The sequence below is a fragment of the Arthrobacter sp. P2b genome (genome assembly GCF_900168295.1).
Taxonomy (GTDB): Bacteria; Actinomycetota; Actinomycetes; order Actinomycetales; family Micrococcaceae; genus Arthrobacter.
Genome location: NZ_FVZL01000012.1, coordinates 26,029 through 51,756, shown reverse-complemented (window position 1 = coordinate 51,756; position 25,728 = coordinate 26,029). Strand labels below are relative to the sequence as shown.

Annotated in this window: 22 protein-coding genes and 1 pseudogene; 8 read left to right on the top strand and 15 right to left on the bottom strand. The window is 67.1% G+C overall.

Features of this window, described 5'->3' with window-relative positions; all coding sequences use genetic code 11:
- Positions 1 to 174: 174 nt before the first annotated feature.
- Positions 175 to 1,491, bottom strand: coding sequence for an isocitrate lyase (gene aceA / locus B5520_RS16295; RefSeq protein ID WP_079598127.1), 1,317 nt, complete (start codon positions 1,489 to 1,491; stop codon positions 175 to 177).
- 148 nt (positions 1,492 to 1,639) lie between these two features.
- Here aceA and B5520_RS16290 point away from each other — a divergent pair, with 148 nt between their 5' ends.
- Complete coding sequence (locus tag B5520_RS16290; protein WP_079598126.1) at positions 1,640 to 3,154, top strand: XRE family transcriptional regulator; 1,515 nt, start codon at positions 1,640 to 1,642, stop codon at positions 3,152 to 3,154.
- Positions 3,155 to 3,286: 132 nt separating this feature from the next.
- Here B5520_RS16290 and B5520_RS16285 read toward each other — a convergent pair whose 3' ends face one another.
- From B5520_RS16285 to B5520_RS16275, 3 genes are read right to left on the bottom strand one after another with little or no spacing between them, the layout of a single operon-like run.
- Positions 3,287 to 4,291, bottom strand: a complete 1,005-nt coding sequence (locus tag B5520_RS16285; RefSeq protein ID WP_079598125.1) for a TAXI family TRAP transporter solute-binding subunit — start codon at positions 4,289 to 4,291, stop codon at positions 3,287 to 3,289.
- On the bottom strand, positions 4,284 to 5,732 hold the full coding sequence (locus B5520_RS16280) for a sensor histidine kinase (protein WP_079598124.1): 1,449 nt from the start codon (positions 5,730 to 5,732) through the stop codon (positions 4,284 to 4,286). The genes B5520_RS16285 and B5520_RS16280 overlap by 8 nt, the downstream gene beginning before the upstream one ends.
- Entirely contained in the window at positions 5,729 to 6,397 is a 669-nt protein-coding gene (locus tag B5520_RS16275) for a response regulator transcription factor (RefSeq protein WP_079598123.1), read from the bottom strand. The genes B5520_RS16280 and B5520_RS16275 overlap by 4 nt, the downstream gene beginning before the upstream one ends.
- A gap of 242 nt (positions 6,398 to 6,639) precedes the next feature.
- On the opposite strand from B5520_RS16275, the gene B5520_RS16270 reads away from it, so the two are divergent.
- Positions 6,640 to 8,046, top strand: a complete 1,407-nt coding sequence (locus B5520_RS16270; RefSeq protein WP_079598122.1) for an MFS transporter — start codon at positions 6,640 to 6,642, stop codon at positions 8,044 to 8,046.
- A 228-nt stretch (positions 8,047 to 8,274) separates the two neighbouring features.
- The gene (locus tag B5520_RS16265) at positions 8,275 to 9,576 is read left to right on the top strand and encodes a serpin family protein (RefSeq protein WP_254865600.1); all 1,302 of its coding nucleotides are present in this window, start codon (positions 8,275 to 8,277) and stop codon (positions 9,574 to 9,576) included.
- A 24-nt stretch (positions 9,577 to 9,600) separates the two neighbouring features.
- On the opposite strand, the gene B5520_RS16260 is transcribed toward B5520_RS16265, so the two are convergent.
- The 4 genes from B5520_RS16260 to B5520_RS16245 form a co-directional block, all read right to left on the bottom strand.
- Positions 9,601 to 10,458 carry a hydroxymethylpyrimidine/phosphomethylpyrimidine kinase gene (locus tag B5520_RS16260; protein ID WP_079598121.1) on the bottom strand — a complete coding sequence of 286 codons (858 nt, stop codon included), beginning with the start codon at positions 10,456 to 10,458 and terminating at the stop codon, positions 9,601 to 9,603.
- A gap of 87 nt (positions 10,459 to 10,545) precedes the next feature.
- Positions 10,546 to 11,142 carry a hypothetical protein gene (locus B5520_RS16255; RefSeq protein WP_079598120.1) on the bottom strand — a complete coding sequence of 199 codons (597 nt, stop codon included), beginning with the start codon at positions 11,140 to 11,142 and terminating at the stop codon, positions 10,546 to 10,548.
- Positions 11,139 to 12,107 carry a TIGR01777 family oxidoreductase gene (locus tag B5520_RS16250; RefSeq protein ID WP_079598119.1) on the bottom strand — a complete coding sequence of 323 codons (969 nt, stop codon included), beginning with the start codon at positions 12,105 to 12,107 and terminating at the stop codon, positions 11,139 to 11,141. Before B5520_RS16250 ends, B5520_RS16255 begins: the two co-directional genes overlap by 4 nt.
- Before the next feature lie 34 nt (positions 12,108 to 12,141).
- Entirely contained in the window at positions 12,142 to 12,798 is a 657-nt protein-coding gene (locus tag B5520_RS16245; RefSeq protein ID WP_079598118.1) for a TetR/AcrR family transcriptional regulator, read from the bottom strand.
- Positions 12,799 to 12,985: 187 nt separating this feature from the next.
- On the opposite strand from B5520_RS16245, the gene B5520_RS16240 reads away from it, so the two are divergent.
- Positions 12,986 to 13,720 (top strand): queuosine precursor transporter, encoded by a 735-nt coding sequence (locus B5520_RS16240; RefSeq protein WP_079598117.1) that lies wholly within the window; start codon positions 12,986 to 12,988, stop codon positions 13,718 to 13,720.
- A gap of 76 nt (positions 13,721 to 13,796) precedes the next feature.
- On the opposite strand, the pseudogene B5520_RS16235 reads toward B5520_RS16240, so the two are convergent.
- From B5520_RS16235 to B5520_RS16210, 6 genes and pseudogenes are all read right to left on the bottom strand, one after another.
- Positions 13,797 to 14,788 (bottom strand): annotated as a pseudogene (locus B5520_RS16235) (hypothetical protein).
- Between the two features lie 173 nt (positions 14,789 to 14,961).
- Positions 14,962 to 16,266, bottom strand: coding sequence for a tRNA guanosine(34) transglycosylase Tgt (gene tgt, locus B5520_RS16230; protein WP_079598116.1), 1,305 nt, complete (start codon positions 16,264 to 16,266; stop codon positions 14,962 to 14,964).
- A 69-nt stretch (positions 16,267 to 16,335) separates the two neighbouring features.
- A complete protein-coding gene (locus B5520_RS16225) occupies positions 16,336 to 17,064 on the bottom strand; it encodes an SRPBCC family protein (RefSeq protein ID WP_079598115.1) in 729 nt (242 codons plus the stop codon).
- Between the two features lie 47 nt (positions 17,065 to 17,111).
- Positions 17,112 to 18,173, bottom strand: coding sequence for a DUF6707 family protein (locus tag B5520_RS16220; protein WP_079598114.1), 1,062 nt, complete (start codon positions 18,171 to 18,173; stop codon positions 17,112 to 17,114).
- Positions 18,174 to 18,261: 88 nt separating this feature from the next.
- Positions 18,262 to 18,801, bottom strand: a complete 540-nt coding sequence (locus tag B5520_RS16215) for an NUDIX hydrolase family protein (protein WP_079598113.1) — start codon at positions 18,799 to 18,801, stop codon at positions 18,262 to 18,264.
- 9 nt (positions 18,802 to 18,810) lie between these two features.
- Positions 18,811 to 19,563 (bottom strand): hypothetical protein, encoded by a 753-nt coding sequence (locus B5520_RS16210; protein ID WP_079598112.1) that lies wholly within the window; start codon positions 19,561 to 19,563, stop codon positions 18,811 to 18,813.
- A gap of 104 nt (positions 19,564 to 19,667) precedes the next feature.
- Between B5520_RS16210 and B5520_RS16205 the strand changes: the two genes are divergently transcribed.
- On the top strand, positions 19,668 to 20,285 hold the full coding sequence (locus B5520_RS16205; RefSeq protein ID WP_079598111.1) for a YdeI/OmpD-associated family protein: 618 nt from the start codon (positions 19,668 to 19,670) through the stop codon (positions 20,283 to 20,285).
- A gap of 124 nt (positions 20,286 to 20,409) precedes the next feature.
- Entirely contained in the window at positions 20,410 to 22,404 is a 1,995-nt protein-coding gene (locus B5520_RS16200; protein ID WP_079598110.1) for a glycoside hydrolase family 32 protein, read from the top strand.
- On the opposite strand, the gene B5520_RS16195 is transcribed toward B5520_RS16200, so the two are convergent.
- Positions 22,357 to 23,583 carry a glycoside hydrolase family 76 protein gene (locus B5520_RS16195; RefSeq protein WP_079598177.1) on the bottom strand — a complete coding sequence of 409 codons (1,227 nt, stop codon included), beginning with the start codon at positions 23,581 to 23,583 and terminating at the stop codon, positions 22,357 to 22,359. The two genes, B5520_RS16200 and B5520_RS16195, sit on opposite strands and share 48 nt — an antisense overlap.
- Positions 23,584 to 23,716: 133 nt before the next feature.
- Here B5520_RS16195 and B5520_RS16190 point away from each other — a divergent pair, with 133 nt between their 5' ends.
- On the top strand, positions 23,717 to 24,508 hold the full coding sequence (locus B5520_RS16190; RefSeq protein ID WP_079598109.1) for a 3-hydroxyacyl-CoA dehydrogenase: 792 nt from the start codon (positions 23,717 to 23,719) through the stop codon (positions 24,506 to 24,508).
- Entirely contained in the window at positions 24,505 to 25,716 is a 1,212-nt protein-coding gene (locus B5520_RS16185) for an acyl-CoA dehydrogenase family protein (protein ID WP_079598108.1), read from the top strand. Before B5520_RS16190 ends, B5520_RS16185 begins: the two co-directional genes overlap by 4 nt.
- The last annotated feature ends 12 nt before the right edge of the window (positions 25,717 to 25,728 follow it).

Sequence of the window (25,728 nt, the reverse complement as noted above, 5' to 3'; positions counted from 1 at the left end):
AGAGGCCGGGAACGCGCAAAGCCGAAGGAGCGGTGATGCGGCAGCCTGCGTAAAGGGGCCCTGTGCCCGCCCCCGACCGAGTTCTACGAGGTCATGGGGCGGGCATGGGGATAGCAGGCAGAGCATTGCCGCTTCGAAGGCGAGGGTGACCGGTCCGCCGTCGAGGGTTGGAAGTTAGTGGAACTGGCCCTCTTCGGTCGATCCGACCAGTGCGAGGGTGGATGCGTTCGGGTTGAGCGCAGTGGAGATGGTGTCGAAGTAGCCGGTGCCGACTTCGCGCTGGTGCTTGGTAGCGGTGTAGCCGCGGGATTCGGAGGCGAATTCCTTTTCCTGGAGCTCGACGTAGGCGCTCATGCCTTCACGGGCGTAGCCGTGGGCGAGATCGAACATCGAGTAGTTCAGGGCGTGGAATCCGGCCAGGGTGATGAACTGGAACGTGAAGCCCATGGCACCGAGCTCACGCTGGAACTTCGCGATGGTGGCGTCGTCCAGGTGCTTGCGCCAGTTGAACGACGGCGAGCAGTTGTAGGAGAGCATCTGGTCCGGGAACTCGGCCTTGACGGCTTCGGCGAACTTGCGGGCCAGTTCCAGGTCCGGGGTGCCGGTTTCCATCCAGATCAGGTCCGAGTAGGGGGCGTAGGCCTTGGCGCGGGCGATGCAGGGTTCGATGCCGTTGCGGACCTTGTAGAAGCCCTCGGCGGTGCGCTCGCCGGTGATGAATTCCTGGTCGCGTTCGTCCACGTCCGAGGTGATCAGGGTTGCCGCCTCGGCATCCGTGCGGGCGATAACCACCGACGGGGTGCCGGCGACGTCGGCCGCGAGCCGGGCGGCGTTCAGGGTGCGGACGTGCTGCTGGGTGGGGATCAGGACCTTGCCGCCGAGGTGCCCGCACTTCTTCTCGGAAGCGAGCTGGTCCTCCCAGTGAACACCTGAGGCGCCGGCCTGGATCATGGATTTCATGAGTTCGTAGGCGTTCAGCGGGCCGCCGAAACCGGCCTCGGCGTCAGCAACGATCGGAACCAGCCAGTCCTCGACGGTCTGGACACCCTCGGAGAATTCGATCTGGTCCGCCCGGAGCAGTGCGTTGTTGATGCGGCGGACAACCGTGGGAACCGAGTTGGCCGGGTAGAGGGACTGGTCCGGGTAGGTGTGGCCCGAGTTGTTCGCGTCAGCGGCAACCTGCCAGCCGGAAAGGTAGATCGCGCGGAGCCCGGCCTTGACCTGCTGCACGGCCTGGTTGCCGGTCAGAGCGCCAAGGGCGTTGGTGTACTTGCCTTCCTTGTGCTCTTCGGTGAGCTGCTTCCACAGCTTCTCCGAACCGCGGCGGGCCAGGGTGTGTTCTTCGGAGACGCGGCCGCGGAGGCGGACGACGTCGGAGGCTGAGTAGTCCCGGGTCACACCTTCCCAGCGGGGGTTGGCGGCCCACTCGAGCTCCAGGGCGGCGGCCTGCTGTTCGGGCGTCTGCTGGGTGGGCTCAAATGCTGCAGTCATCGTTGATCTCCTTGATTGAGCTCCGGATGGAGTAGGTGGGAACCGCGTCGTTGAGGTTCCCACCGGCTTTCCGGTGCGGTGTTTCTTTCCGTGTTCACTACTTTTCAGCACTTTCAACACCCTTTCTAGATAAAAATGCTGGAAAGAAATGCAGTTTTTCGCGTATTCTTCAGAAATGTCGCCTTCAAGCTGGAACAGGGAAGTTTCCCCGCCGCCGTCGTCCGGCTCCGCCGCGGAACTGGACGTCATTTCGCTGGGCCGCCGCGTGCGCCATCTCCGCAAGCAGGCCGGACTTACCCTCGATGACCTGAGCGCCGCCGTCGGGACTGCGCCCAGCCAGCTGAGCCTGATCGAAAACGGGAAGCGGGAACCCAAACTCACCCTCCTCCAGCACCTGGCCGGGGCACTCAATGTCAGCATCGACCAGCTGCTCGGAGCAGAGCCTCCCAGCCGCCGGGCCGCCCTGGAAATCGAGCTGGAGCGCTACCAGCGCGGACCGCTGTACGAGTCCTTGGACCTGCCCAAAATCCGCATCAGTTCGCGACTTCCGCTGGATGTCCTGGAGGCCCAGGTGGGGCTCCTCCACGAGCTCGAACGCAAGATGAACGAGCAGGTGGCAACGCCGGAGGAAGCCCGCCGCGCGAACGGCGAACTGCGCGCCATGATGCGGGAGCGGGGGAACTATTTTCCGGAGTACGAATCCGAGGCGCAGAAGGTCCTCAAGGAGGTGGGGTACACCACCGGGCCGCTGAGCCAGCACGTCATCGCTGACATCGCCGCGCACCTCGGCTTCACCCTGCACCATGTGGGCGACCTGCCGCATTCCACCCGTTCCGTGACGGATTTGAAGAACCGCAGAATTTACCTGACGCAGAGCCAGCGGCAGGACCACGACCCCCGGTCTGTGCTCCTGCAGGCCCTGGGCCACTACGTGCTGGGCCATGAAACACCCCGCAACTACGGCGATTTCCTGGCCCAACGAGTTGCCACGAACTATTTCGCCGCAGCACTTCTCCTGCCGGAGCAGGCCACCGTGGAATTTCTGCAAAAAGCCAAGGCAGCGAAGGAAATCGCCGTGGAGGACATCCGCGACGCGTTCGCCGTCTCCTACGAGACAGCCGCCCACCGCTTCACGAACCTGGCCACCAAGCACCTGGGTATCACGACGCATTTCCAGAAGACGCACCAGAGCGGCATCATCTACAAGGCCTACGAGAACGACGGCGTGAACTTTCCGCAGGACCACACCGGAGCCATCGAGGGCCAGCCGTCGTGCAAGGCCTGGACATCCCGAGCCGTGTTCGACGTGCCGGACAAGTTCAGCGCATACAGCCAGTACACCGATACGCCGTCCGGCACCTACTGGTGCACCGCCCGCACGGAACGCTCCGCCACCGGGGAGTTTTCGCTGAGCATCGGCGTGCCGTACCAGCACGTGAAGTGGTTCCGCGGGCGGGAGACGACAGCCCGTGCCACCTCCAACTGCCCGGATCCCACCTGCTGCAAGCGTCCGCCGGAAGCGCTCACCTCCGAATGGGCCGGGAACGCCTGGCCCTCGGCGCGTGCGCACTCGCACCTCCTGGCCGCCATGCCGCCGGGCGCCTTTCCGGGTGTGGACGAGACAGAGGTGTACAGCTTCCTGCAGGCCCACTCCGGAAACTGAGGGACGCTCTCTCACGTTTTGCGGCTTTTCCCGCAACGCTCTCTCAGTATGTGAAGGAGGGTTTCGGTTCATACCGCGACAGGTGAGAGAGGGTTCCCGATATCGCTGCAGGATGTGAGAGAGCGTGCCGGGTCAGCCGTGCAGTGCCCGGTATGCGTTCGCGGCCGCCGGATGCAGCGGGACACCGGCAGTGTTGATCAGGGTTTCCGGGCTGAGGAACTGCACGCCAAGGCTCGATTGCGGGATCAGCTCGCCGGCGTGATGCACCAGCAGTTGGACGGTCCGCTCCACGGTGGCGGCATCCAGGTCCGTCCGGCACAGCAGCAGGTTCGCGGCGCCCACCGTCCAGACCGCCGGCACACCGGGATAACTGCCCTCTGGAATGAGCACGCGGTCGTATTGCGCCCCATGCCGCTTGCGCAGCTCAGGCAGCAGCGCCGAAAGGTCCAGCAGTGCCAGCGGAACCTCCTGCTGCGCGGCGGCAACCGCGGCCGTGGGCACGCCGCCGGACCAGAACAGGGCATCCACCGTGCCCGCCTTCAGGGCGGCCAGGCCGTCGTTCAGTCCAAGGCTTACGACGGCGACCGTCCCGTCCGCATCGGTGCCACCGACCGTCCGGGTATCCAGGCCTGCTGCCGCAAGGATCCGCGGTGTGGTGAGGGACGTGCCGGATCCAGGCTGGCCGATGGCCACCCTGCGGCCGGCCAGCTGGCCGAGCCCGGTGATTCCGCTGTCCCTGCGCACCACGCAGTGAACATAGTTTTCATAAACCTTCCCGAGCGCCGCCACCTGCACCGGTGCAGAGCCAGGCTCCGGCGACTGTTCGCCCGCCGCATCGGCCAGCGCGACGGCGAAGGTTGCCCTCCCCGCGCGAAGTTCCGCCAGGTTGTCCAGGCTTCCGCCCGTGGACACCGCCGTGGCCCGGCCTGCCACCCCGTGCCGCTCCAGGGCCGCGGCCAGCAGCGTGGAGAACTCCAGGTAAAAACCGCCAGGTTCGCCGCCCGCCACCGTCAGCAGGTCCGGCCGCTTGCTGGTGCAACCGGACAGGGCGAACGGCAGGAACGCGGCCAGGGCCGCGGAAAAACCGGCTTTCAGCAGTGTCCGCCTCGAAAGCGGACCCGCAAGCCCTTCAACCACGCACCTCACCTCCTCCGGATTCCGGATGGTAGCCAGGCGGGGGAGCAGGAAACTCGAGGCGGGCGGACAGGCCCTGCGGTGTTGCCGAAGCAAGCACCAACCGGCCGCCGTTCGCCGCCGCCAGCTCGCCCACGATGGTGATGCCCAGCCCGGTCCCACGGACCGAGGAATGCCGGGGTGAGCGCCAAAACCGCGTCGCAGCGGCGGCGCGCTCCTGCTCGGAAAGCCCGGGGCCGTCGTCGGATATTTCCACTGCTGCCGTGCCCGCCCGAACCCGCACCGCAGCTGTCACCGTGGCACCGGGGGCGTACTTGACCGCGTTGGTGAGGAGCTCGCCGGCCATCTGGGCAAGCTCCGCCGGCTGGCAGGCAACCAGTGCCGGCGGGGAGGGAGGCGGCAGCAGGACAAGGCGGCACCCTGCACGCTCCGCCGCCGGAGCTGCCCGCTCCACCTCGCCCTGCAGAACGGGATACGGATCCACCGGTTCGGCGGGCGGCCGGACGCCCGGACTGCTGAACGAACGGGCGGAGTCCTCGGACGCCCGGTGCTCGGCAGCGGCAAGTTTCAGGACTCCGTCCAGGATCTCCTCCACCCGCTCCAGCTCCGCCACCGCGCTGGCGGCGGCGTCGTGCTCCCGGGCATTTTTCAGCTCAAGCTGGAGTACGTCCAGCCGCAGCCTGAGGGCACCGATGGGGTTCCGCAGCTGGTGCGAGGTATCCGCGATCAGCTGGCGCTGCGACTCGATGCTGGCGCTCACGGTGCGGGCCATCGCGGTGAAGGACCGGCTCAACTCGCGGAGTTCCGGCGGCCCGTCCTCCGGCAGGCGCCCCGCCCGTCCCGTCTTCGCCAGCTCGGTGACCGCCGAATTCAGGCGAAGGACAGGACGGAGCACCCACCCGGTCACCCGGGCCGCGGCCAGCAGGAGTACCGCGGCAAGGGCGACGGCGGCAACCGCCACCGCGAGCCAACGCCCGCGGAGCTTGTTGCGGGCAGTGTCGAGGTCCACGTCCAGGACGACGCCGCCCAGGACCTGGCTGGCGCTGCCAAAGGAACGGAAAATGAGTTCCGAGCCGGACCCGAAAGGCTCCAATGGGGCGAGATCCGTGTCACTGACGTTGAGCCCGGCGAGGGACAGGGCGTCCTGCACGTCGGTGCGCTCCTCACTCAGGCCCCCGGAGCGCAGGATGCCCTGCTGCAGCCGCACCACAATGCCTTCGCCGTAGAGGCTGGAGTAGGTGTCCATTTCCCGCTGCAGCCGCACGGTATCACCGTCGGTCGCCGCGTCGAAGGCCACCTGGGCCAGCCGGTTCAGGGACGCTGCCCGGTTGATCTGGACTTCCTGCGTCAGTTCGCGGGCAGCAGAGCCCAGGATGGTGCCGGAGACCAGGAAGACCACCAGCAGGCAGAGCACACTGAGGACCCCGAGGACGCGCAGCCTCACGCGGTATCCGCTTCCACCCGGTAGCCCACGCCCCGGACGTTGATGATGAACCCGGGCTTCTGCAGCTTGGCCCGGAGCCCGGTGAGATGGACGTCCAGCGAACGGGATGAGGCGAGGAAGGCGTCACCCCACAGAGCGTCAAGGATCTGCTCCCGCGTCACCACGGAGCCAGCATTCCGGGCGAGCAGGGCCAGCAGCTCGAATTCGGTGGCGGTCAGCGGAAGCACCTCTGCATTCTTCGCTGCTGTCCGCCGGTCCAGGTCGATCGTGAGGTCGTCCAGGACAATGGTGCCCGGCGTTGCTGCGCTGCCGCGCCCCACCCGCCGGGTGACCGCTTCGATCCTGGCCAGCAGTTCCACCAGCTTGACCGGTTTGACCAGGTAGTCATCCGCTCCGGAACGGAGGCCAAGCACCACGCTGCGTTCGTCGTCGCGCGCGGTGAGGATGAGGATGGGGCAGTCCGTTACCTGGCGGAGTTTCCGCAGCACCTCCAGCCCGTCCATGTCCGGAAGCCCCAGGTCAAGGAGGATCACCTGGAAACGGCGGTGCGCCAGCAGGGCATCGGCGCCACGGGAAACCCTGGTTGCCTTCAGTCCCGCTGTCCCGACACCGGCCGCGAGGGCACCGGCCATGGCGTCGTCGTCCTCGACGATGAGCACTTCCATTGCCATGTTCCTGTCCTTCGCTGCGGGGCTGCGCCATCCCCCCGTTTGTGGAGACTACCGCCTGGCGGACGTTTTTGCCCGGCCGGGCGGAGGCCGGGCGGGACGGGCACGGGTTTTCGGACCAAAACCTAAGGAAGTGTTAGGAAAGCCGCTGCCACGTTGGCTGTGCCCTGGATCACCCATATTTTGGTGGGGGTCCTCCGCGCTTTCGGGAGACTGTTCACGCCAAGGAAGGTTCATCGATGAGCACCCAACAAGCAGCGCCTCTCAGCGAGGCAGCCCCGACGGAGGCAGCACAGACCCGCAGGGCCGTGGGAAATATCCTCAAAGGTTCCGCCGGCAACCTCGTAGAGTGGTACGACCTCTACGTCTACACCGTCTTCGCGGCCTACTTCCAGGCCCACTTCTTCAGCTCCACTGACGACCTGCAGGCTGGACTTGAGGCAATGGCCGTCTTCTCGACGTCGTTCCTCATGCGCCCCATCGGTGCCTGGTTCTTCGGCAGGTACGCGGACCGCAACGGCCGCAAAGCCGCCCTGACCCTGAGCGTGACGCTGATGTCCGCCGGCTCCTTTGCCATCGCGGTGCTGCCCACCCAGGACGTCATCGGCATCTGGGCCATGGTCCTGCTGGTGCTGGTCCGCCTGCTGCAGGGCTTCTCCGTGGGCGGCGAGTACGGCACCAGCGCCACCTACATGTCCGAAGCGGCAACGTCCAGGCGGCGCGGTTTCTTCTCCAGTTTCCAGTACGTGACCCTGGTGGGCGGGCAGATGCTGGCCCTGTTGGTCCTGGTGATCCTGCAGAACAGCATCGGCAATGATGCCCTCACCGAATGGGGCTGGCGTATTCCGTTCGCGCTGGGTGGCGTCGCGGCCCTGGTGGTGCTCTGGCTGCGCCGCTCCATGGAGGAGACGGTCTCCGCGGACCAGATCCGCGCCGCACACGTTCCGGCTGCCGGCGAGGCGCAGCCCGGAACCCTCAAGCTGCTCTTCACCAGCCACTGGCGTCCGCTGCTGATCTGCATCGGCGTCACCCTGGGCGGAACCGTTGCCTTCTACACCTACACCAACTTCATCCTGAAGTTCATGAACGATACGTCCGGCATCGCCAAGACCGATACCTCCGTCATCAACTTCTGGGCATTGTTCATCTTCATGCTGCTGCAGCCCGTCTACGGCATCATCTCGGACAAGGTGGGCCGCAAGCCGTTGCTCCTCTGGTTCGGCATCACCGGCGTGCTGTTCACCTGGCCGCTGCTCTCCACACTGTCCGGCACCAAGGATCCGTTTACGGCGTTCCTGCTCATGATGGGCGGCCTGCTGGTGGTGGGCGGCTACACCTCCATCAACGCGCTGGTGAAGGCCGAGCTCTTCCCGGCGTCCATCCGGGCACTCGGGGTCGGGCTGGGCTACGCGATCGCAAACTCGCTGTTCGGCGGCACGGTTCCGCTGATCGGCGCGGCGCTGCAGAAGGCCGGCCAGGTGGACCTGTTCTTCACCTACGTCACCGTGGCCATCGCCGTTTCGCTGGTGGTCTACATCTTCGCGCTCAAGAACAAGAAGTCCACGCACCTGGACAAGGAACAGGGCGATGCCTGGGCTGCGGCCAAGACGGACGACGCCGACACGGTGGTGGGTGCCAGGCGCTGACTTAGCCCGACGACGGCTCCCCCTGGCCGGCAAGGCCGGGCGGGCGCCGCTTTTCGCCGTCGTGCCGTCCCGCCCTACCTGAAGCTGCCCGCAGCTGACCTCCGCACCCTGTTCGGCCCTGGCTGGGCGTGACCGAAACGACGGCAAACCGTGACCCGGCCGGCATCGCTACCTTCCGGTCTGGCTGCTTCACTGGACTCATGCAGCGGCTGGAAGTCCTGGGAAACTTTGCTCACAAACCACGCAAAGGTGCCGCGGCGGGCCGGCTTCGCGGCGCTCGGCGTTGTGGTTGCGCTTACCGCGTGTTCGGCATCCCCGCCCGAGATGGTGACCGCGCCGGGGGTCGAGCGGGCCTCCGTGGACACTGCCGCCTACCCGCGGGAGCTTGATTCCCTGCGCTCCTCGGCCTACGCGCTGGGGGAGGCCCTCCTGTCCGACGGCGGGGACGGCACCGCCGGGAACGTGGTCGCCTCACCGGGCAGCCTGCTCACCGCCCTGGTGATGCTCCGGGCCGGAGCGGCCGGTGAAACCGCCGCGGAACTGGACCGCATCCTGGCCCTGCCGCCCACCAACCGGGACGAAGCCGCCAATGCCATGCTGGCCGCCGTCGAACGCTACGACGGCGATCCCGGTGCCGTTGATGAGGACAACCCGCCGCGGAAGCCCGTCATCCACTCGGCGAGCGGACTCTTCCTGGACATCAACACCCCCACGGGACCGGACTACCTGGACACCCTGGCCCGTCATTACGGCACCGGTGTCCACAAAGTGGATTTCCGCGACCGGGACACCACGGAACCCGCCATCGACGCCTGGGTGGACCGGAATACCGGTGGCCGCATCAAGAAGGCGCCTGCTGCTTTTGATCCGAAGAACACCTTCAGCATCCTCAACGCCATCTACTTCGCCGCCGCCTGGAACACCCCCTTCGACCCCTCCCGGACGCTTGACCGGCCCTTCACGACGGGAACCGGGGAAGTGGTCAACGTTCCCACCATGGGGCAGACCGTGGACATGAAATACGCCGCGGGGGAGGGGTGGCAGGCGGTTGACCTTCCCTATGCGGAAGGGGCCGTGATGCGCCTTGTCCTGCCAGCGGACACTGCCGCCGGTCCCCCCGCCGGCAGTGCGGTGACGGCGGAACAGCTCTCCCGGCTGTCGGCCGCGCTGGATGCGGCGGCCATCCAGCCCGTGCACATCACCCTGCCCCGCTGGGACCATAAAACCAGCTTCGACCTGCGGGAAGTCCTGGGAGCCATGGGCCTGCACAACACCCTCAACACCGCCGAAGACTTTGACGCGATCCAGTCCGGGATGAAGATCACGCAGGCCGCCCAGGCGGCCAACATCACGGTTGCCGAGAAGGGGACCGTGGCCGCTGCGGTCACCCAGATCAATGCGCAGGCCGTCAGTGGCACGCTTCAGCCGGACGTGTCGATCGTCTTTGACCGGCCCTTCCACTACCAGATCATCCACACAGAGACGGGGCTGCCGCTCTTTATGGGCAAGGTGGCGGACCCGCGCTCCTGATGCCGGCCGTCCGTTTGGCGTGTCCTAGCGGGCCCCGCCCTGCCACAGGGCATCGAAGGGCGCGCCTGACGCTACCCGGTTGCGGATCCCCGCGGTGACGAATTCCTTGGCGGTCCGGGCCGCTTCCAGGGGGGAGGCACCCTTGGCCAGCTCGGCGGTGACGGCGGCGGCCAGCGAGCAACCTGCTCCGGACACGGCCACCTCGCCCACCTTCGGGGCGCTCAGGACCTCCAGCGTCTGGCCGTCGTAGAAGACGTCGACGGCGTCCGGGCCGTCCAGCCGGACCCCGCCCTTCGCCAGGACTGCTGCGCCGCTGAGTTCGTGGATGCGGACGGCGGCTGCCTTGAGGGATTCGACGTCGTTGATCTCGAGCCCGGACAGCGACTCCGCCTCGAAATGGTTGGGCGTCACGAAGGTGGCCAGCGGCAGGATCTGCGCCTTGAGGGCCTGGTCCGTGTCCAGCGCGTGGCCGGGCTCCTGGCCTTTGCAGATCAGCACCGGATCCAGGACCACGTTGGAAAACCGGTTGTCCCTCAGGGCGCCGGCAACGGTGGCGATGGTGGCCGGGCTGCCCAGCATGCCGATCTTCACGGTGTCCAGCACTGACGGAGCGCCCGACGACGGACCATACGCCGCCGTCGTTGCCTCCAGCTGGTGGGCAATCACCTGCTGGTCCACCGGCACGAAGCGGTGGTTCCAGCTGTCGTTCGGGTTGAACGAGACGATGCAGGTCAGGTTGGCGATGCCGAAGACGCCGAGCTCCTGGAAGGTCTTCAGGTCGGCCTGGGCACCGGCGCCGCCGGTGGCTTCGGAGCCGGCGATGGTGAGGACCACGGCCGGGCTGGTGACGGTCTGCGTTGCATCAGCGGAAACGGAAGTCATGCCCCCATCCTGCCATCCGCCGTCGGGCAATTTCCTTGTGTGGCCGTACAGCCGGTGCCGGCGAGGGGTGTTCAGGGCCACAAGGGTTTAGTTCTGAAAGCGGTCCTGGTTGGTCTGCAGATCAATACTGGGCTCGTCCTGGACTGTGGGGTTCTGGGGTACCTTGCCCTGCTGGTTTCCGCCGTCCTGGCTGGCGCTGACCTGGTCCGCGCTATCCGGTGCGCCATCATGGGCGGTGGCGTCCCGGACTGTGCCATCCCGGGCTGTCCCATCCTGGTCGAGGCGCACCAGCCGCCAGATGGACAGCCGGCCGACGGCGAGGGCGCCGCCGCACGTGAGCGCGGCGGTGGCGGCGAACGTCAGCACGTAGTCCGTCCGGGGCGCGGGGCCGGAGGCCAGCAGCGCGAAGGCGATCCCCAGCACCACTCCCAATCCTGCAAAGGCGGCAACGTGCAGCCACTGGTTCCGGACCGGCTGGAGCAGCATGGCCAGGGGTACGCCCAGGCAGAAGGCCAGGGCGATGGACGGCAGCACTCCCCAGATCACCGTCATCATGAGGGCCTGCCACCACGGGATCCAACTGCCGACCAGAAAGGCGAGCACCGTGGCGCAGCACACCAGGCTGACGAACGTCGCCAGCGCCAGCGCGCCCGTGCCTACGACGACTCGCCGCGGCCGGCTCACGCTGTTCCCTTGGCGACCTGAAGCAGTGCCCTGCCCAGCTCCGGCTGGCTGTAGACGAACCCCGAATCCAGCAGCTTCTGCGGCTGGACCCAGCGGCTCTTGAGCACCAGCTCCGTTTCCGTGCGGATCAGGACGGCGCCCGCGCGGAGCAGCCAGGCAGGGGTGGGAACGCCGAATCGTGCTCCATACGCGCGTCGCACCAGCTGCATCAGCTCCCGGTTGCTCACCACATCCGGCGAGGCCACGTTGACGGGGCCGGTGATGTCCGTCCGGGCGTGCAGGAAACGGGCGCACCGGTAGAGGTCTTCCACGTGCACCCAGCTGAACTTCTGCGTCCCGTTGCCCATGTGCCCGCCCAGTCCCAGCCGCGCGAGGTTGGCGAACGGACGCAGGGCACCGCCTCCGGCACCCAGCACGATGGCAATGCGGAGCGGAATCTTCCGGGTCACCGGCGTGACGGCGGCCTCGAGCTCCGCCTCCCAGGCCCGGGCCACCTCCACCGAAAAGCCCGTCCCCAGTTCGCCGTCGGATTCCGTCTGCGGGCGGTCGCGGGCGTCGCGGTAGATGGTGCCTGTGCTGGCATTCAGCCAGGTCGACGGCGGGCGCCGGCAGTGGGCGATGGCTCGGCCGAGAGCCGCGGTGGTGGAGATCCGGGAACCCAGGATCGCCGCCTTGTTCCGCGCGTTGTAGCGGCACGACACGGACCGTCCGGCGAGGTTGATGACCAGGTCGGCGCCGTTAATCACCTCGGTGATGGCGCCGTCGTCGTCCCAGGATGCGTGCGTTATTTTCCGGCCGGTGGTGCCGCCGTTAGCGCCCGGCCGCCCGGGAGTGCGCCGCCGCCCTCCGGTCCGCGCCCTTCCTACCGTTTTCACCGTCCAGCCGTCCTGCTCGAAGCGGGCGCGCAGGTACTTTCCAATGAAGCCCGAGGCGCCGGCGAGCACCACGGTCTTTGTCCTGGTCATGCTTTTCCCCCGATATTGTTTTGCTGGCTTGCGGCTATGCACGGATGCTCCGGCTGAGGCTGAGGATATCGTCCAGGAGCTTGCTGACGCCCGGGACGCGCGCCAGTGAGAGCACCCTGGCGATCAGCGGGACGCCGCCGTCCACCAGCTTCCTGGTGCGCTGCTGCCCCTCCGAGGTGTCGTAGACCCAGAACAGCGTGACGCCCATGTAGCCGAGCCACAGGAGTTCCGGAAGATCGGCGCGAAGCTTCTTGGGAACTGCCGGCCGCGCGCCCTCCACCGCCGACCGGAAGATCGACAGGGAGGCTTCCCGGGCTGCGGCGGAACCTGCCGCGAAGGGGTTCACTGGCGACGTGGGCCGGATGGCGGTGGTGAGGAAGTCGGCACCGAAGCGGTGGTACGGGGCCATGGAATCGAGGCCTGCATGAAGGGTGGCGCGGAGCCGGCTGCTGAGGTCGGTGGCGTTTTCCATGGCGGACAGCGCGCGTGCCGCATGCTCCTGCTGCACCTGCAGGTACAGCTCCTGGACCAGGTCGTCCTTTGAAGCGAAGTAGTAGTAGGCGTTGCCCACGGAGACGCCCGCCTCTGCCGCGATGGCGCGCATGGTGGTCTTGGCGAAACCAACCTCGCGGAACATCCGCAGCGCCACATCGGCCACCAACTGCCTGGTCTGCCCGCTTTTGTCCGTCATCCTTGCCCCCATTTTGAACGTGTTCAAGAATATTATGACATGTGTTTGAACATGTTCAGTTTTATGCCTGCCTTCACTGATACTGCCTTCAGCGGCACGGGTGGGAGAATAGGCCGACAGTGCTAATACAGCCGGCCTCCTTCCAGCAATCCGGGTGCCGAGCGAACCACTTTGAACGGACTCCCTCATGTCTTCTCCCTCCGGCCAGGACGCCCTGCCTGAAACAACTCCCTCCGGACCCGCGGCCAGGTTCGCATCCATCGGGTCCCCGTACTTCGGGATCATGCTGGCCTTCATGGCGGTGGTGCTGATCCTGTCCAACATCGGGGCGTCCAAGGGCGTTGCCATCGGGCCCATCGTCACCGACGGCGGCTTCTTCCTCTTCCCGCTGGCGTACATCCTGGGTGACGTCATCAGCGAGGTGTACGGCTTCAAGGTGGCGCGCAAGGCCATCCTCACCACCTTCGCGCTGTCCGTCTTCGCCTCGCTCTGCTACTGGGTGATCATTGCCCTGCCGGGATTCGACGACGAATTCGGAACGTCCAAGCAGGCGGCCCTTGAGGGCGCCCTGGGCCCGGTGCCGCAGATCGTGCTGGCCTCACTGCTGGCGTTCCTGGCGGGGCAAACCATCAACTCCTGGATCCTGGTCCGGATGAAGGCCCGTTCCGGAGAAAAGTCCCTGTGGGCCCGGCTGATGGGGTCCTCCGGCGCCGGCGAATTCGTGGACACGCTGATCTTCTGCAGCATTGCGGCGTCCGTCATCGGGATCACGGACTTCGGGACGTTCGTGAACTACGTGGTGGTCGGCTTCGTATACAAGACCTTGGTTGAATTCATCCTGGTCCCCGTGACGTCCCTGGTGATCGGCTGGATCAAGAAGCGGGAACCAAGCTACGGCACCGTGCCCGCCGCGGCCGCCTGACCGCTGTCCCGCCCGCAACGCCAGGACCCTCGCCCACGCCGAGGACGCCGGGACGGTGCGGTTTCGCCGGAACGTTTCAGCGTCCTGGATCCGTTCCGGCGATTTCGACGGCGGCGGGTGCCTCGGGCGCGGGCTGGCGCCTGAGCGCGTCCAGGACCCGGTTCTTGAACTCCTGCTCCCGGAAGAGGTCCCGCCATTCCACCCGGAGGAAGAACCAGCCGGCCTCGGTGAGCGCCTTTTCCCGGCGCCGCTCCTGGAACAGGACTTCGGAGGTTGGCTTGTAGTCGAAGTACTTGACCTTGCCGTCGAATTCAAGGGCAACCTTCTTGTCCCGCCAGGCGAAGTCCAGCCTGTGCCATCCCAACCGGGTTCGGACGTCAACCTGTGCGTCCGGCATGGGAAGCCTCAGCCGGGCCAGGAGTTCCCTGGTCAGTGTTTCTCCGGCCGATTCGGCTCGGGCGTCTGCGTTGGCCAACGCCATCCGCAGGTTCCGTACACCGCGGTGTCCCGAACGCCCCGCCGCCATGGCCTGCATCTGGCCCAGGTCAGCACCGAGCCGCAGTGCATGGTCCATGAGGATCAGCCCCTGGCGGTAATCAAGCGCCGTGACGCAGTCCACTACCGTCCGTTCAAGCGCTGTGACCCTCAGCCTGCCAATCGTTGTCACGTCCTGATCCGTGTAGGGCCGGGTGTGACCGCGTACGTCTTTCCCGAGGCGTTCGCCTGACGGCGATACCCGGAGCAGGATATGGATCAGGTCATTTACGTTCCAGAGGAAGAGGCCGTGAAGACGTGCAGCCGAGGTGTGGCTGTAGACATAGCCTCCCGTCGACGTCGTCAATGTCCCGTGGGCGTGCGCGTGGATCAGCTGCACGCTGCGGACAGTGGCCGGCTGTTTCTCCACACCGCAGCGCGGATATAGCAGCCCCATCGCAGGCGGACCAGCTCACCATGCTTCATGAGCTGGCGGATGTCCCGCGCCTGCAGTCCCTTGGCGCGAAGTTGGTCCGTTCGCCACAGGTTTCCTGTCTCCGGAAGCCGGGAACTTTGTGCTTGAGGCTGTGTCATCCACCCACCTTCCGGCACGCCCCACAGCCCCGCCACCGTTATGTGCACAACGCCAGAACGCCGAAACGGTGCGGGGACGCCGGAACGTTCCGGCTTACCTGCACCGTTTCGGCGATTTCGACGGCGGCAAGCAGTGAAGGGGGGCGCGGGGTGAGCCCTAGCAGCGGCCAGGGTCAGGAGTAGTACTGCCCCAGGGTTTCGGCCTTGAAGTCGAAGAACGTGCCGGACTCGATGGCCAGCCGGGCGTCGTCCACCATCTTCACCACGAACCGCTCGTTGTGGATGGAGATCAGCGTGGCGGACAGCATCTCCTTGGCCTTGAACAGGTGGTGGATGTAGGCCCGGGAGTAGTGGGTGCACGCGTAGCAGTCGCAGCCCTCCTGCAGCGGCCCGAAGTCGCGCTTGTACTTGGCGCCGGACAGGTTGAAGCGCCCGGACGGCGTGTAGAACGCGGAGTTCCGGGCAACACGGGTGGGCGAGACGCAGTCGAACGTGTCGGCCCCGTTCTCGATGGCGGTGAAGATGTCGTCCGGTTCCGAGATGCCCAGCAGGTGGCGGGGCTTGTTTTCCGGCAGCTCCTCGTTGCACCAGCGGACAATCGTGCCGAGGTTTTCCTTTTCCAGCGCCCCGCCGATGCCGAACCCGTCAAAGGGCATGGCGCCCAGGTCCCGGCAGGCCTTGCGGCGGAGGTCTTCATACTGCGCGCCCTGGATCACGCCGAACAGGGCCTGGTACGGCTTCCCCACCCGCGAATCGGTCAGCCGGAAATGCTCCTCGATGCAGCGCAGCGCCCATACCCGTGTCCGCTCCAGCGATTCCTCCTGGTAGCCGCGGGAGTTCTGCAGGGTGGTCAGCTCATCAAAGGCGAACATAATGTCCGCGCCAATTTGGTGCTGGACCTGCATGGAGATCTCGGGGGAGAACCGGTGGCGGTCACCGTTGAGGTGCGATTTGAACCAGACACCGTCGTCGTCGATGTGGGCCAGCCGCTCCTTGCCCGGCGCCACGGCGTCATCCGGCCCGGATGCGTCCACCGATTTCATGTCGATGACCTTCTTGAACCCCGAGCCCAGGCTCATCACCTGGAATCCGCCGGAATCCGTGAACGTGGGGCCGGGCCAGTTCATGAAGGCCCCCAGTCCGCCGGCCTCATCCAGGATGTCCGCGCCCGGCTGCAGGTACAGGTGGTACGCGTTGGCCAGGAGTGCCTGCGCTCCCAGCTCAGCCATGGACTCCGGCAGCACCGACTTGACCGTCGCTTTCGTCCCGACGGCGATGAACGCCGGCGTCTGGATCTCACCGTGCGGCGTGGTGATGGTGCCGGTGCGGCCCAGGAACTCCCCGCCGTTCGCGTCCACCTGCGCAGCCGACGGCGGGCACGATTCCGCCAGGCGGGTGCCCACCCTAAAGGAGAATTCTGACTGGCGGGCGGGGAGTGCGGAAGCAGGCGACGGGGCGGAGGCAGGGTTGGCTGGCACCGTACCAGTGTGCCAGCAATCAGCACACCCCCGGCAATCAGTGGGGCGCCGGCAAACCGGCCAGGACCGTTAGCTCACCGGTTCCGACGAGGGGTAGTTCTCGGACCGCCAGGAGTCCCACGACGAACGGATGGCGTCGAGTTTGGCAGCGCCGAGGTCGTACGTGGAGGCGATGACCAGGGAGCCCTCACCCTCCTCGCGCACATCCTTGATGGCAGGGTGGTCGGCCACCACCAGGAGCCCCTCGCCGTGCTCCGCGTAGCCTTGGACTGTGAGCCCTACCTGGTGGCTGGTCCGGTACCAGACCTTGCCGGAGATTTCCTCACCGGTGCCCAGCGTCAGCTGATAGGGCTCGCCGGGAGCCGGAACCGAGTCCAGTCCGAGCTTCTCGATCGCCGAGCCCTGCCCCTCGGTGAGGTGCAGGAAGAGGGTGTGGCGTTTGCCGTGCGGGTGGCGTTCCAGCGCGAAGCGGAGCTGCTGGAGAAAGGTCAGCCAGCCCTGGGTGATGTCCTCGTCCCAGGCGGCCCACTCCGAGTTGTGGTCCAGGGCCCCCCGCGTCACGCTCACGCGCGTTCCGTCCGTCACGGGCTGGAGTTCGAAGGTGTCCCCGCCATGGACGGTGAGGCTGGTGTGGTCCGGAGCCTCCTCCACATCGCCGGAAAAGTAGATCTCCTTGATTTCGGCGTCCAGGTCCTCGGCCTGCCAGCCATGCCATTGCGCTACTTTGGACGGTTCACGCAGCATGGTCCAGACCTGCGGAGCATCGGCGTTGATCACTACGCTCAGATTGTTCGTCATAGCCCCGAATGTACAACTAAGGTGCGGCCCCGGGTAGGGGCTATTTGTTATGCGCGGACGGCCTCAAGCTCGTTGCTGATGCGGCGCTCCAATTCGCCCATGCCGATCGTTTCCGACCCGCCGTGCGCGCGCAGGAACAGCAGGGATTCCAGCCGCAGCAGCCGCCATTCGCGCTCGGCGTCGTGGTTGGAATTATCGATGGAGCGGAAGATTTCCTTGTCGTACAGGTTGGGCTCGTTGAGAGAGCGCTGCCGGACCTTGGCAGCCATCCGTGCCTTGAACGGATCCGTTTCCTGGTTCTCCGGGGTCCTGATCAGTTTCTCGTAAACGGCTGCCCGTTCGTTCTGCCCGTCCTGCCGGCAGATGTAGCTGGCCAGCGCAAGGGACGCCTCCACCGATGCCCAGCGCCCGGGGTTTCCGTCGTAGGGGAGGACGGTGAGGAGGTCGGCAACGGCCAGCGAGCTTTCGGCGTCCTTGAGCGTGATGAAGAGTTCGTGCGCGAGGTCACTGAGGTCCTTCAGGCAGCTTCCGGATTTGAAGTTGACGCCCTTGGCCAGCCGGTCGGTCAGCAGCAGCACTCCCATCGCGTCCGGATGCGCCTCCGCTGCGGCCTCCACCACGGATTCCGGGGTGCCGGCCGGCGCCGGGATCAGGGCCAGTTCCTCCTCGCTGGGACCGTTCGCGGCAGGCGGCACAGGAGGAAGGGGAGGTACGACGACGGCGGGCACCGCCGCGACGGGCGCCGGCTTTTCGCCGGGCTGCTCCTGCGGTGATTCGGCAGGCTGCCCAACCTCGGCCGGTTCCTCCGGGTGCCCTGGTTCAAGGGACTGCCCTGCGTCCTGGGAAGGGGAGGTTGCCAGCGCAAGGTGCGTGACGTCGTCGGACTGCTCCTCAACAACCGTTACCGAGGAGCCGACGGCGATGCGCAGCGTCCCGCCGCCCGTCAGGCTGGCGAGCACCAGTGCCGGCGCGCCGAAATCGTCCCGCTCAAGCTCCACCTGGTGGATCTCGGCCGTCCGTTCACCGTCCGGCAGGAGGATGAGGTTGCCGGTGGTCAGGGATCCAGCCTGCTGTTCACGGAGGTGCCGGGCGGCTGGTGTTTCGGTCATGGGAGTCCTTAAGTTCTCTTGCGGTCCGCCCTACAGTCTACAAAGGCGGGCACCTAATATCGGGGACCCCCAGGTTCCGGCGAGGGCGTCAGGAGCCCACGCCTGCAAAGGCCAGCGCCTGCCGGATCAGCCCGCCGCGGCCGCCGGAAAACTCCATCTGGACGCCGGGGCTGAGGACTTCCTCAGGGGTCATCCACGTCAGTTCCAAGGCGTCCTGGCGGGGCTCGCACTCACCCGTCACCGGGATGACATAGGCCAGGGACACGGCGTGTTGCCGCTCGTCGGTGAAGCCGGTCTGGGACGGCGCCGGGAAATATTCGGCCACCGTGAAGGGAACCGGGCTGATGGGCAGCTGCGGGAACGCCAGCGGTCCCAGGTCCTTTTCCATGTGCCGGAGCAGGGCGGCGCGGATGGTTTCACGGTAGATGACGCGGCCGGACACCAGGGACCGGACCATGGTCCCGTCCTCGTCGGCCTGCAGCAGGGTGCCCACTTCATTCACGTAACCCAAGGGGTCCAGCCTGACCGGTACCGCCTCCACGTAGACCATGGGCAGCCGCCCGCGCGCCTCAAAGAGGTCTTCTTCGGAAAGCCAGCCGGGGTTCGGGTCAGGTGTGCGCACGTTCATGGTTAAGTTCTACCCCATGGGACGGTGCTGCGAGATCCAGACCGTTGCGGGCACGGAGGGCGCGCCGTTCCGGGCCGAGTCCGGGTTGGCGACGTGAAGGGTGCTTCCGAACGCCTCTTCGGTGAGGCTGACGTCGAACCCGGCGGAGGCGAGGCGGTCCCGCAAAGGTTCCAGCGCGCCGTCGTACTCAAAGCCCAGGCCGGACCGCGGCGGCCCCGACGCCGGCCGCACGATGAGGATTCCGCCGTTCTTTGCGGTGAAGTCCGCTGTCTCGTCGTTGTCCGGCACCGGGCGGGGCCGGGCACCGACGTGCCGCAGGGTGCGGGCAGCGGCGTCCGTGTCCGGTGTGAACCAGACCCCGACGACGGCCAGGGCCGGGTCCGCGTCCGGTGAGGGCACATCGGTGCCGGCCTGGTCCGCCAGGAAGCTGAACCCGTCAGGTGCGGTGATCCTGCAGGCGTCGCCGTGGTCAGCGGTGACCAGTTCGGCGGTGGCCGGCTCCGCGGGCGTGGCGTCGTCGTCCTGGGCAGCGAGGTTGGTGCGGCGGGCGAATTCCGCAAGGTCGCCCACTTCCACAGCGAAGGCCGTGGTTCCGTCGCTTGCATCCCCTTCCGGGACGTCGTGCAGGGCCAGCCGGCCCCCTCCGGCGTCAAAGATGCGGAACCCGCCGTCGCCCTCCGTGAGGACCAGGCCCAGGGCCGTGAGAAGCCGCTCCCAGGAGTCGATGGCGGACGTGAAATGCAGGGGACGGACGCGGAGCATGGGCTGTCCTTCGTGTCGGCGGTGACGTTTACGGCCATAATGCCACGGGCGCCGCCGCAAGGGCACCCGCTTGTTCCGCAGCACTTCAGGAGCAGAATAGGCGCATGGCCATTGAACTCGAGGAACTGCTGGTGCCGGACGCTGCCGCCTGGCGGAGTTGGCTGGAGTCGAACCACCAGAGCAGTCCCGGCGTGTGGCTGGTCCTGCACAAAAAAGGCGGGCAGGTCACGGAGCTGGACTACGCCGCCGCACTCGACGAGGCGCTGTGCTTCGGCTGGATCGACGGCCAGGCCAGGCGCCGGGATGACGAAACCTCTTTTCAGCGGATGACGCCCCGGGGGCGCCGCAGCGTGTGGTCGGCCAGGAACGTCACTTACGTGGCGCGGCTGGAGGAGGAAGGAAAGATGGCCGACGCCGGGCGGGCTGCCGTGGAGGCCGCCAAGGCTGACGGCCGCTGGGACGCCGCTTATGCCGGCCAGGCGACGGCGGAAATGCCGCCCGACCTGGCAGCCGCCATCGCCGCGGTACCGGCGGCCCAGGCGATGTTCGATGCCCTCACCAGGGCCAACCGTTTCGCCCTCATCGTCCGGACCAATTCGGCAAAGCAGGCCGCCACCCGGGAGCGCAGGATCGCCGGATTCGTGGAGATGCTGGCCCGCGGTGAGGCTCCTTATCCGCAGAAAAAGCGTCCGGGTGACGCCCCGTCACCACCGGGTTTGTGACCTCCCGCTCCGGAAGCCAATTAGGTTCCGTGCCCCGGGCCGGTAAAATTGACGGTTCACTTGCGCTGGTGCCGTTCCCCGATCCGGGGGACGGCACTTGTGCGTTCAGCGACGGATTGAAACCATGCCCCGAAATATCCTCGGAACCGTACTCCCCGCACTCAAGAGCTTTGCCCCCAGCCGGCGCCCCCTCCTGTGGGCGGTGGCCGCGGGGGCTGTCCTGGTCCTGGCAGTCTCCCTGGTGCTCGGCGGAAATGCCCGGCCGGGCGCAGCAGCTGCCGCCGAACGCGTGCTGGGAGAGGTAGCCGCTGCGCAGGCTGCAGCCAAGGACCGGAGCGGCGGCTACGCCTCCCTCTGGCTCAAAGGCAACGATTCCACCCTGGTTGAACGCGGCGGCGACGTCCCAGCGGATGGGACGGAAGACGTCCGCAGCATCGAGTGCGGCACGGGCTGGCTGGCCGGTGTGCGGACGGACGGGAAAGTCTATCTTCGCAGCAGCATGGCCGGCACGGTGGAAGATGACCCTGCAAAAGTGGAGCTTCCGGACTGCGTCAGCCCGGAAGCCCGGGACGCCCTGTTGAGTGACTTGGGCGTTCAGCAGTCATGGCCCCCGCCGGAGGCGGCACGTCTGGCTGCACCGGCCGGGGACCCCGGTTACCGCCCGGCCTACCACCTCACGCCGGAGCAGCGCTGGATGAATGATCCGCAGCGGCCGTTCTTCCTGGACGGGCTGTGGCACTACTACTACCTCTACAACGCCCACTACCCGGAGGGGAACGGCACCGAGTGGTTCCACGCCACCAGCCCGGACCTGGTGCACTGGAAAAACGAGGGCGTGGCCATCGAAAAGTTCCGCAACGGCCTGGGCGACATCGAAACCGGCTCCGCGGTGGTGGACACGGAAGGGACTGCCGGCTTCGGCAAGGGGGCCGTGATCGCCGTCCTCACCCAGCAGCACGACGGCGTCCAGCGCCAGTCCCTGTTCTACTCCACGGACAACGGGTACAGCTTCCGGAACTACGACCAGAACCCGGTGATGGACAACCCCGGCGCGGAGCACTGGCGCGACCCGCGGATCGTGCGGGACGAGGCCAACAACCAGTGGCTGATGCTGCTGGCCGAGGGCCACAAGATCGGTTTCTACACCTCCCCGGACCTCAAGCAGTGGAACTACGTCTCCGCCTTCGAGCGGGACGGGCTGGGCATCCTGGAGTGTCCCGATTTCTTCCAGATGGACGTGGACGGCGATCCCGCCAAGCGCACCTGGGTGCTGGCGGCCAGCGCCAACGGTGCGGAGGAGGGCCGCACCACCGGCCTGGCGTACTGGACCGGCGCCTGGGACGGCAGGGGATTCTCCCCGGAGGGCGGCCACCAGTGGCTCGACGCCGGTTCGGACTTCTACGCCGCCGCCACCTGGGATGACCCCCGCCTGACGGACGGCCAGCGCAAGGCGTCCCGCCACGCCATCGGCTGGATGAACAACTGGGCCTACGCCCGCGAGCTCCCCACTGACGGTTGGTTTGGCGCGGCTTCCGTGGTTCGGGACATTCGGCTGGAGTCCGACGGCGGCCGCCCGGCCCTGGTCTCCACGCCGACGCCCGCGCTGCAGTCACTGGAGGGCGAGCCCGTCCAGGTACCGGGCGCCACCTTGGGTGACATCCCCCTGCCGGCGTTGCCGGAGAGTGGTGCGTTCAAGGCTGACATCGAGCTGGAAAAGCCGGCTTCAGCAGCAGGGGAAGCGCGGCTGCTGCTGCAGAGCGGAGGCAGGACGTACGCCACGGTGGGCTATGACTTTGAAACCGGCAAGGCCTTCGTGGTCCGGGACGGCGATGTAGTTGCAGCAGCACCAGACCGGGCTGCCGGTACGGGAGCCCGGGCCGCCGCGTACGAGTACCGGCAGGCGCGTGCCGTGGAGGCGAAGTCCGGCGGCGGCACGGTGAACCTGACGGTCTACGTGGACCGGTCCTCCCTCGAGGTGTTCGTGGACGGCGGCCGCCAGACGCTGACCTCGCTGGTGTTTCCGCCGGCAGGCAAGAAGGAAGCCCGGCTGGCGGCGGAGGGCGGGCCGGTGTCACTCAAGAGCGCTGCCGTCACGCCTCTCGCCGCCATCCGCCAGTGAACGTCCCCACGGCTTGCCGGAGCTGATGGCCGCCGCGGCCTCCAGCACCATCCATGCCTGCAGCTGGGTGGAAAGTTCGACGGCGGCTCCCCGGGGATACGTCTCCTCCGCCGGTCGTGCAGCATGCACCGAAAAGATGCTCCCGCCGCGATGTTTTCCCCCAGGCTCGGCGGCGCCCAGGCTGCGCTTTCCGCTCCAGAAGGCCTCCGCGGTATCGGTCACCAGCCGCGTGGCAGTGGCGCGGGTCAGTTCCGGAAGCCGGGTATCCGTTGCGGCGAGCGCCAGGTAGCGGCAGAGGATCCCGGTGAACAGGCCGCCGTCGCCCGTTCCGTCACAGCGCAGCACCGTACCGCCGCCGGGCACGGTCAGTTGCCGGTTCACCGCCTCCACCACCTCGGCGACGCGGGCGAGGTTGGCCTCCCCGCCCAGCTCCAGGAGGGCCCCCAGTACCGGGCCCTGGTTGTAGGTGTAGACGGCCCGGTCCACCTGGACTTCACCGGCGGCGTTCAGCCGTGCGCCGTCCAGGTACAGGCCCTGGGCTGGATCGAAGAGGGTCCTGTCCAGCCAGTCAACCAGCGCCTGGGCTTTCGCCTGCTGACCTGTCCGGGCGTAGAAGAGCGCAACCGGAGCGGTGGCGGGCGTGTTTTTGAAATCCCGCTTCTTGCTCCAAAACACACCGCCGCCCATATGGTCAGTGCTGGCTGCATCGAACTCGAGCTTCAGCCTTTCGCGGACGGCTGCGTTGCGGCGGCGTCCAGATCCCCCCGTCTCCCCGGCCAAAGCATCCAGGCGGAGGGTGGCCAGGGCGAGCCAGGCCATGTCGTCGTAGTAGTTGTTGACCACCGTGAATGCGTTGCGCAGCCAGATGCCCGTGAGCAGCCGGGACGCCAGCCTCCCGCCGAGGGGGCTGCCGGGAGCGCGCCTGCCCGCATCCACCAGGCAGTCAACGTAGTGGGCCTGCCACCAGTAGTGCCAGGGAAACTGCAGGCCTGCGAGTGAGCCCAGCCGCTGCAGGGCTGCCTGCCACGTCCCCGCAGGCTGCCCGGGGTTCCGTGTCACGGCGGCCAGGTGCGTGCCCGGCAGGAACAGCAGTTTCCGGCCAAACAGCGCGGTAACGGAGTGTGCGGCATGGTCTGCCCGGCCCTGCCAGGCCGGATCAGTGGCGGAACTGGAGGTCATGGTTTCCACCATAACGGGCATCCCGCCGCCCGCCCGGAACGGCGGGTGGTGCAGGCGGCGGGCATTTCAGTTAACATTCACTAACTGTTACTCCGCGGCCTGCCGCGGTGCGGGGCCACATCAAGGAGGATGGATGGACATCACAGGCAGCGTCGCGCTCATCACCGGAGGTGCGTCCGGCCTGGGTGCCGCCACCGCCCGGACCCTGTTCGACGCCGGAGCCTCCGTGGTGCTCCTGGACCTCCCCACGTCCGGCGGGGCGGACCTCGCCGACGAGCTCAACCGTTCAGCGGACGGAAGGACGGCCGTCTTTGCCCCCGCTGACGTGACCAGCGAGGCGCAGGTGCAGGCCGCCGTCGACACCGCTGTTGGGCTGGGACCACTGCGGATCGTGGTGAACTGCGCGGGCATCGCCACACCGGGAAAGGTGCTGGGGCGCGACGGGGTGCTTCCCCTGGAGGCCTTCAACCGGGTGGTCCAGGTCAACCTCGTCGGAACCTTCAACGTGCTGCGCCTGGCGGCAGCGGCAATGGTGGCCACCGAGCCGGCCGTCACCGAACTGGGCGGCCCGGAACGCGGCGTCATCATCAATACCGCTTCCGTGGCGGCATTCGAAGGCCAGATCGGGCAACCTGCCTACGCTGCCTCCAAGGGCGCCGTGGCAGCCATGACCCTGCCTATCGCCCGGGAACTGGCGCGCTCGCTGGTGCGGGTGGTGACCATCGCGCCGGGAATCTTCGAAACTCCCATGATGGCGGGCCTGCCGCAGGAGGCACAGGACTCGCTGGGTGCCCAGGTTCCGCACCCGTCGCGGCTGGGGAAACCGCAGGAATACGCCAGGCTGGTGGCACACATTGTGGAGAACGCCATGCTGAACGGGGAAGTTATCAGACTGGACGGTGCCATCCGGATGGGGCCGAAATGAGCCCCGCCGCCGGCAACCTCGTGGACCTGCCCACCGCGGACTTCTTCGCCTACGAATCCCTGCTGAGCCAGCCGGAACGCGACAAACTGGCCGAACTCAGGGCCTTCCTGGCCACCGAGATCGCACCCTACGCGGGGGAGTGGTGGAACAAGGCCGAGTTTCCCGCCCACATCCTGCCGAAGCTGGCCGCCCTGGAACTGAGCACCCCGGCGCAGCGCGGCTACAGCCATCTGTTCGCCGGCCTGGTCATTGCCGAGATGACTCGCGTGGACACGTCCATTGCCACGTTCTTCCTGGTCCACCACGACCTTTTCGTGGAATCCCTCTACGCCTTCGGCAGCCCGGAACAGCAGCAGCGGCTGCTGGCGGACGCCGCGGATCTACGGATCACCGGAGCGTTCGCCCTCACCGAACCCAACCACGGCTCGGACGTGGCCGGCGGAATGGAAACCCGTGCCCGGCGAATCTCCTCCTCCACAGGCCGGCCCGACGACGGCGGGGACACCTGGGTTCTGAACGGCGCCAAGCGCTGGATCGGCAACGGGACGTTCTGTGACTACATGCTGGTGTGGGCGCGGGACGAGGCTGATGGTGCGGTCCGCGGCTTCATCGTGGACGCCGCCCTTCCGGGCGTCAGCCGGACCCGGATCGAGAACAAGGTCGCCCTGCGGACAGTGCAGAACGCGGACATCGTGTTCGAGGATGTCCGGGTGTCGGAAGCCGACCGCTTCGCCGCGATCAGCAGCTTCGAGGACACCAAGGAACTCCTGCGCGGCTCCCGGATCATGGTGGCGTGGCAGACCGTGGGCCAGCAGTTGGCGGCGTTCGACGTCGCCCGGCAGTACGCCGTCGAACGCCATCAGTTCGGCCGTCCGCTGGCGCAGTTCCAGCTGATCCAGCAGCAGCTGGTGACCATGCTCGGCAACGCGGTGGCAAGCATGGCGATGATGGCGGGCCTGGCGCGGCTGCAGGACGAAGGCGCCGCGGACATGCCCCAAGTGGCTTTGGCCAAGTCCTACCTCAGCGCCCGGATGCGCGAGAGCGTGGCGCTGGGCCGCTCCATCCTGGGCGGCAACGGGATCCTCACCGACTACCGGATGGCCAGGATCTTCTCCGATGCCGAGGCCATCTACACCTACGAGGGGTCCTTCGAGATCAACACCCTGATCGTTGGCCGCGCCGTCACCGGGGTGTCGGCCATCGCCTGACTGCCGGTGGTT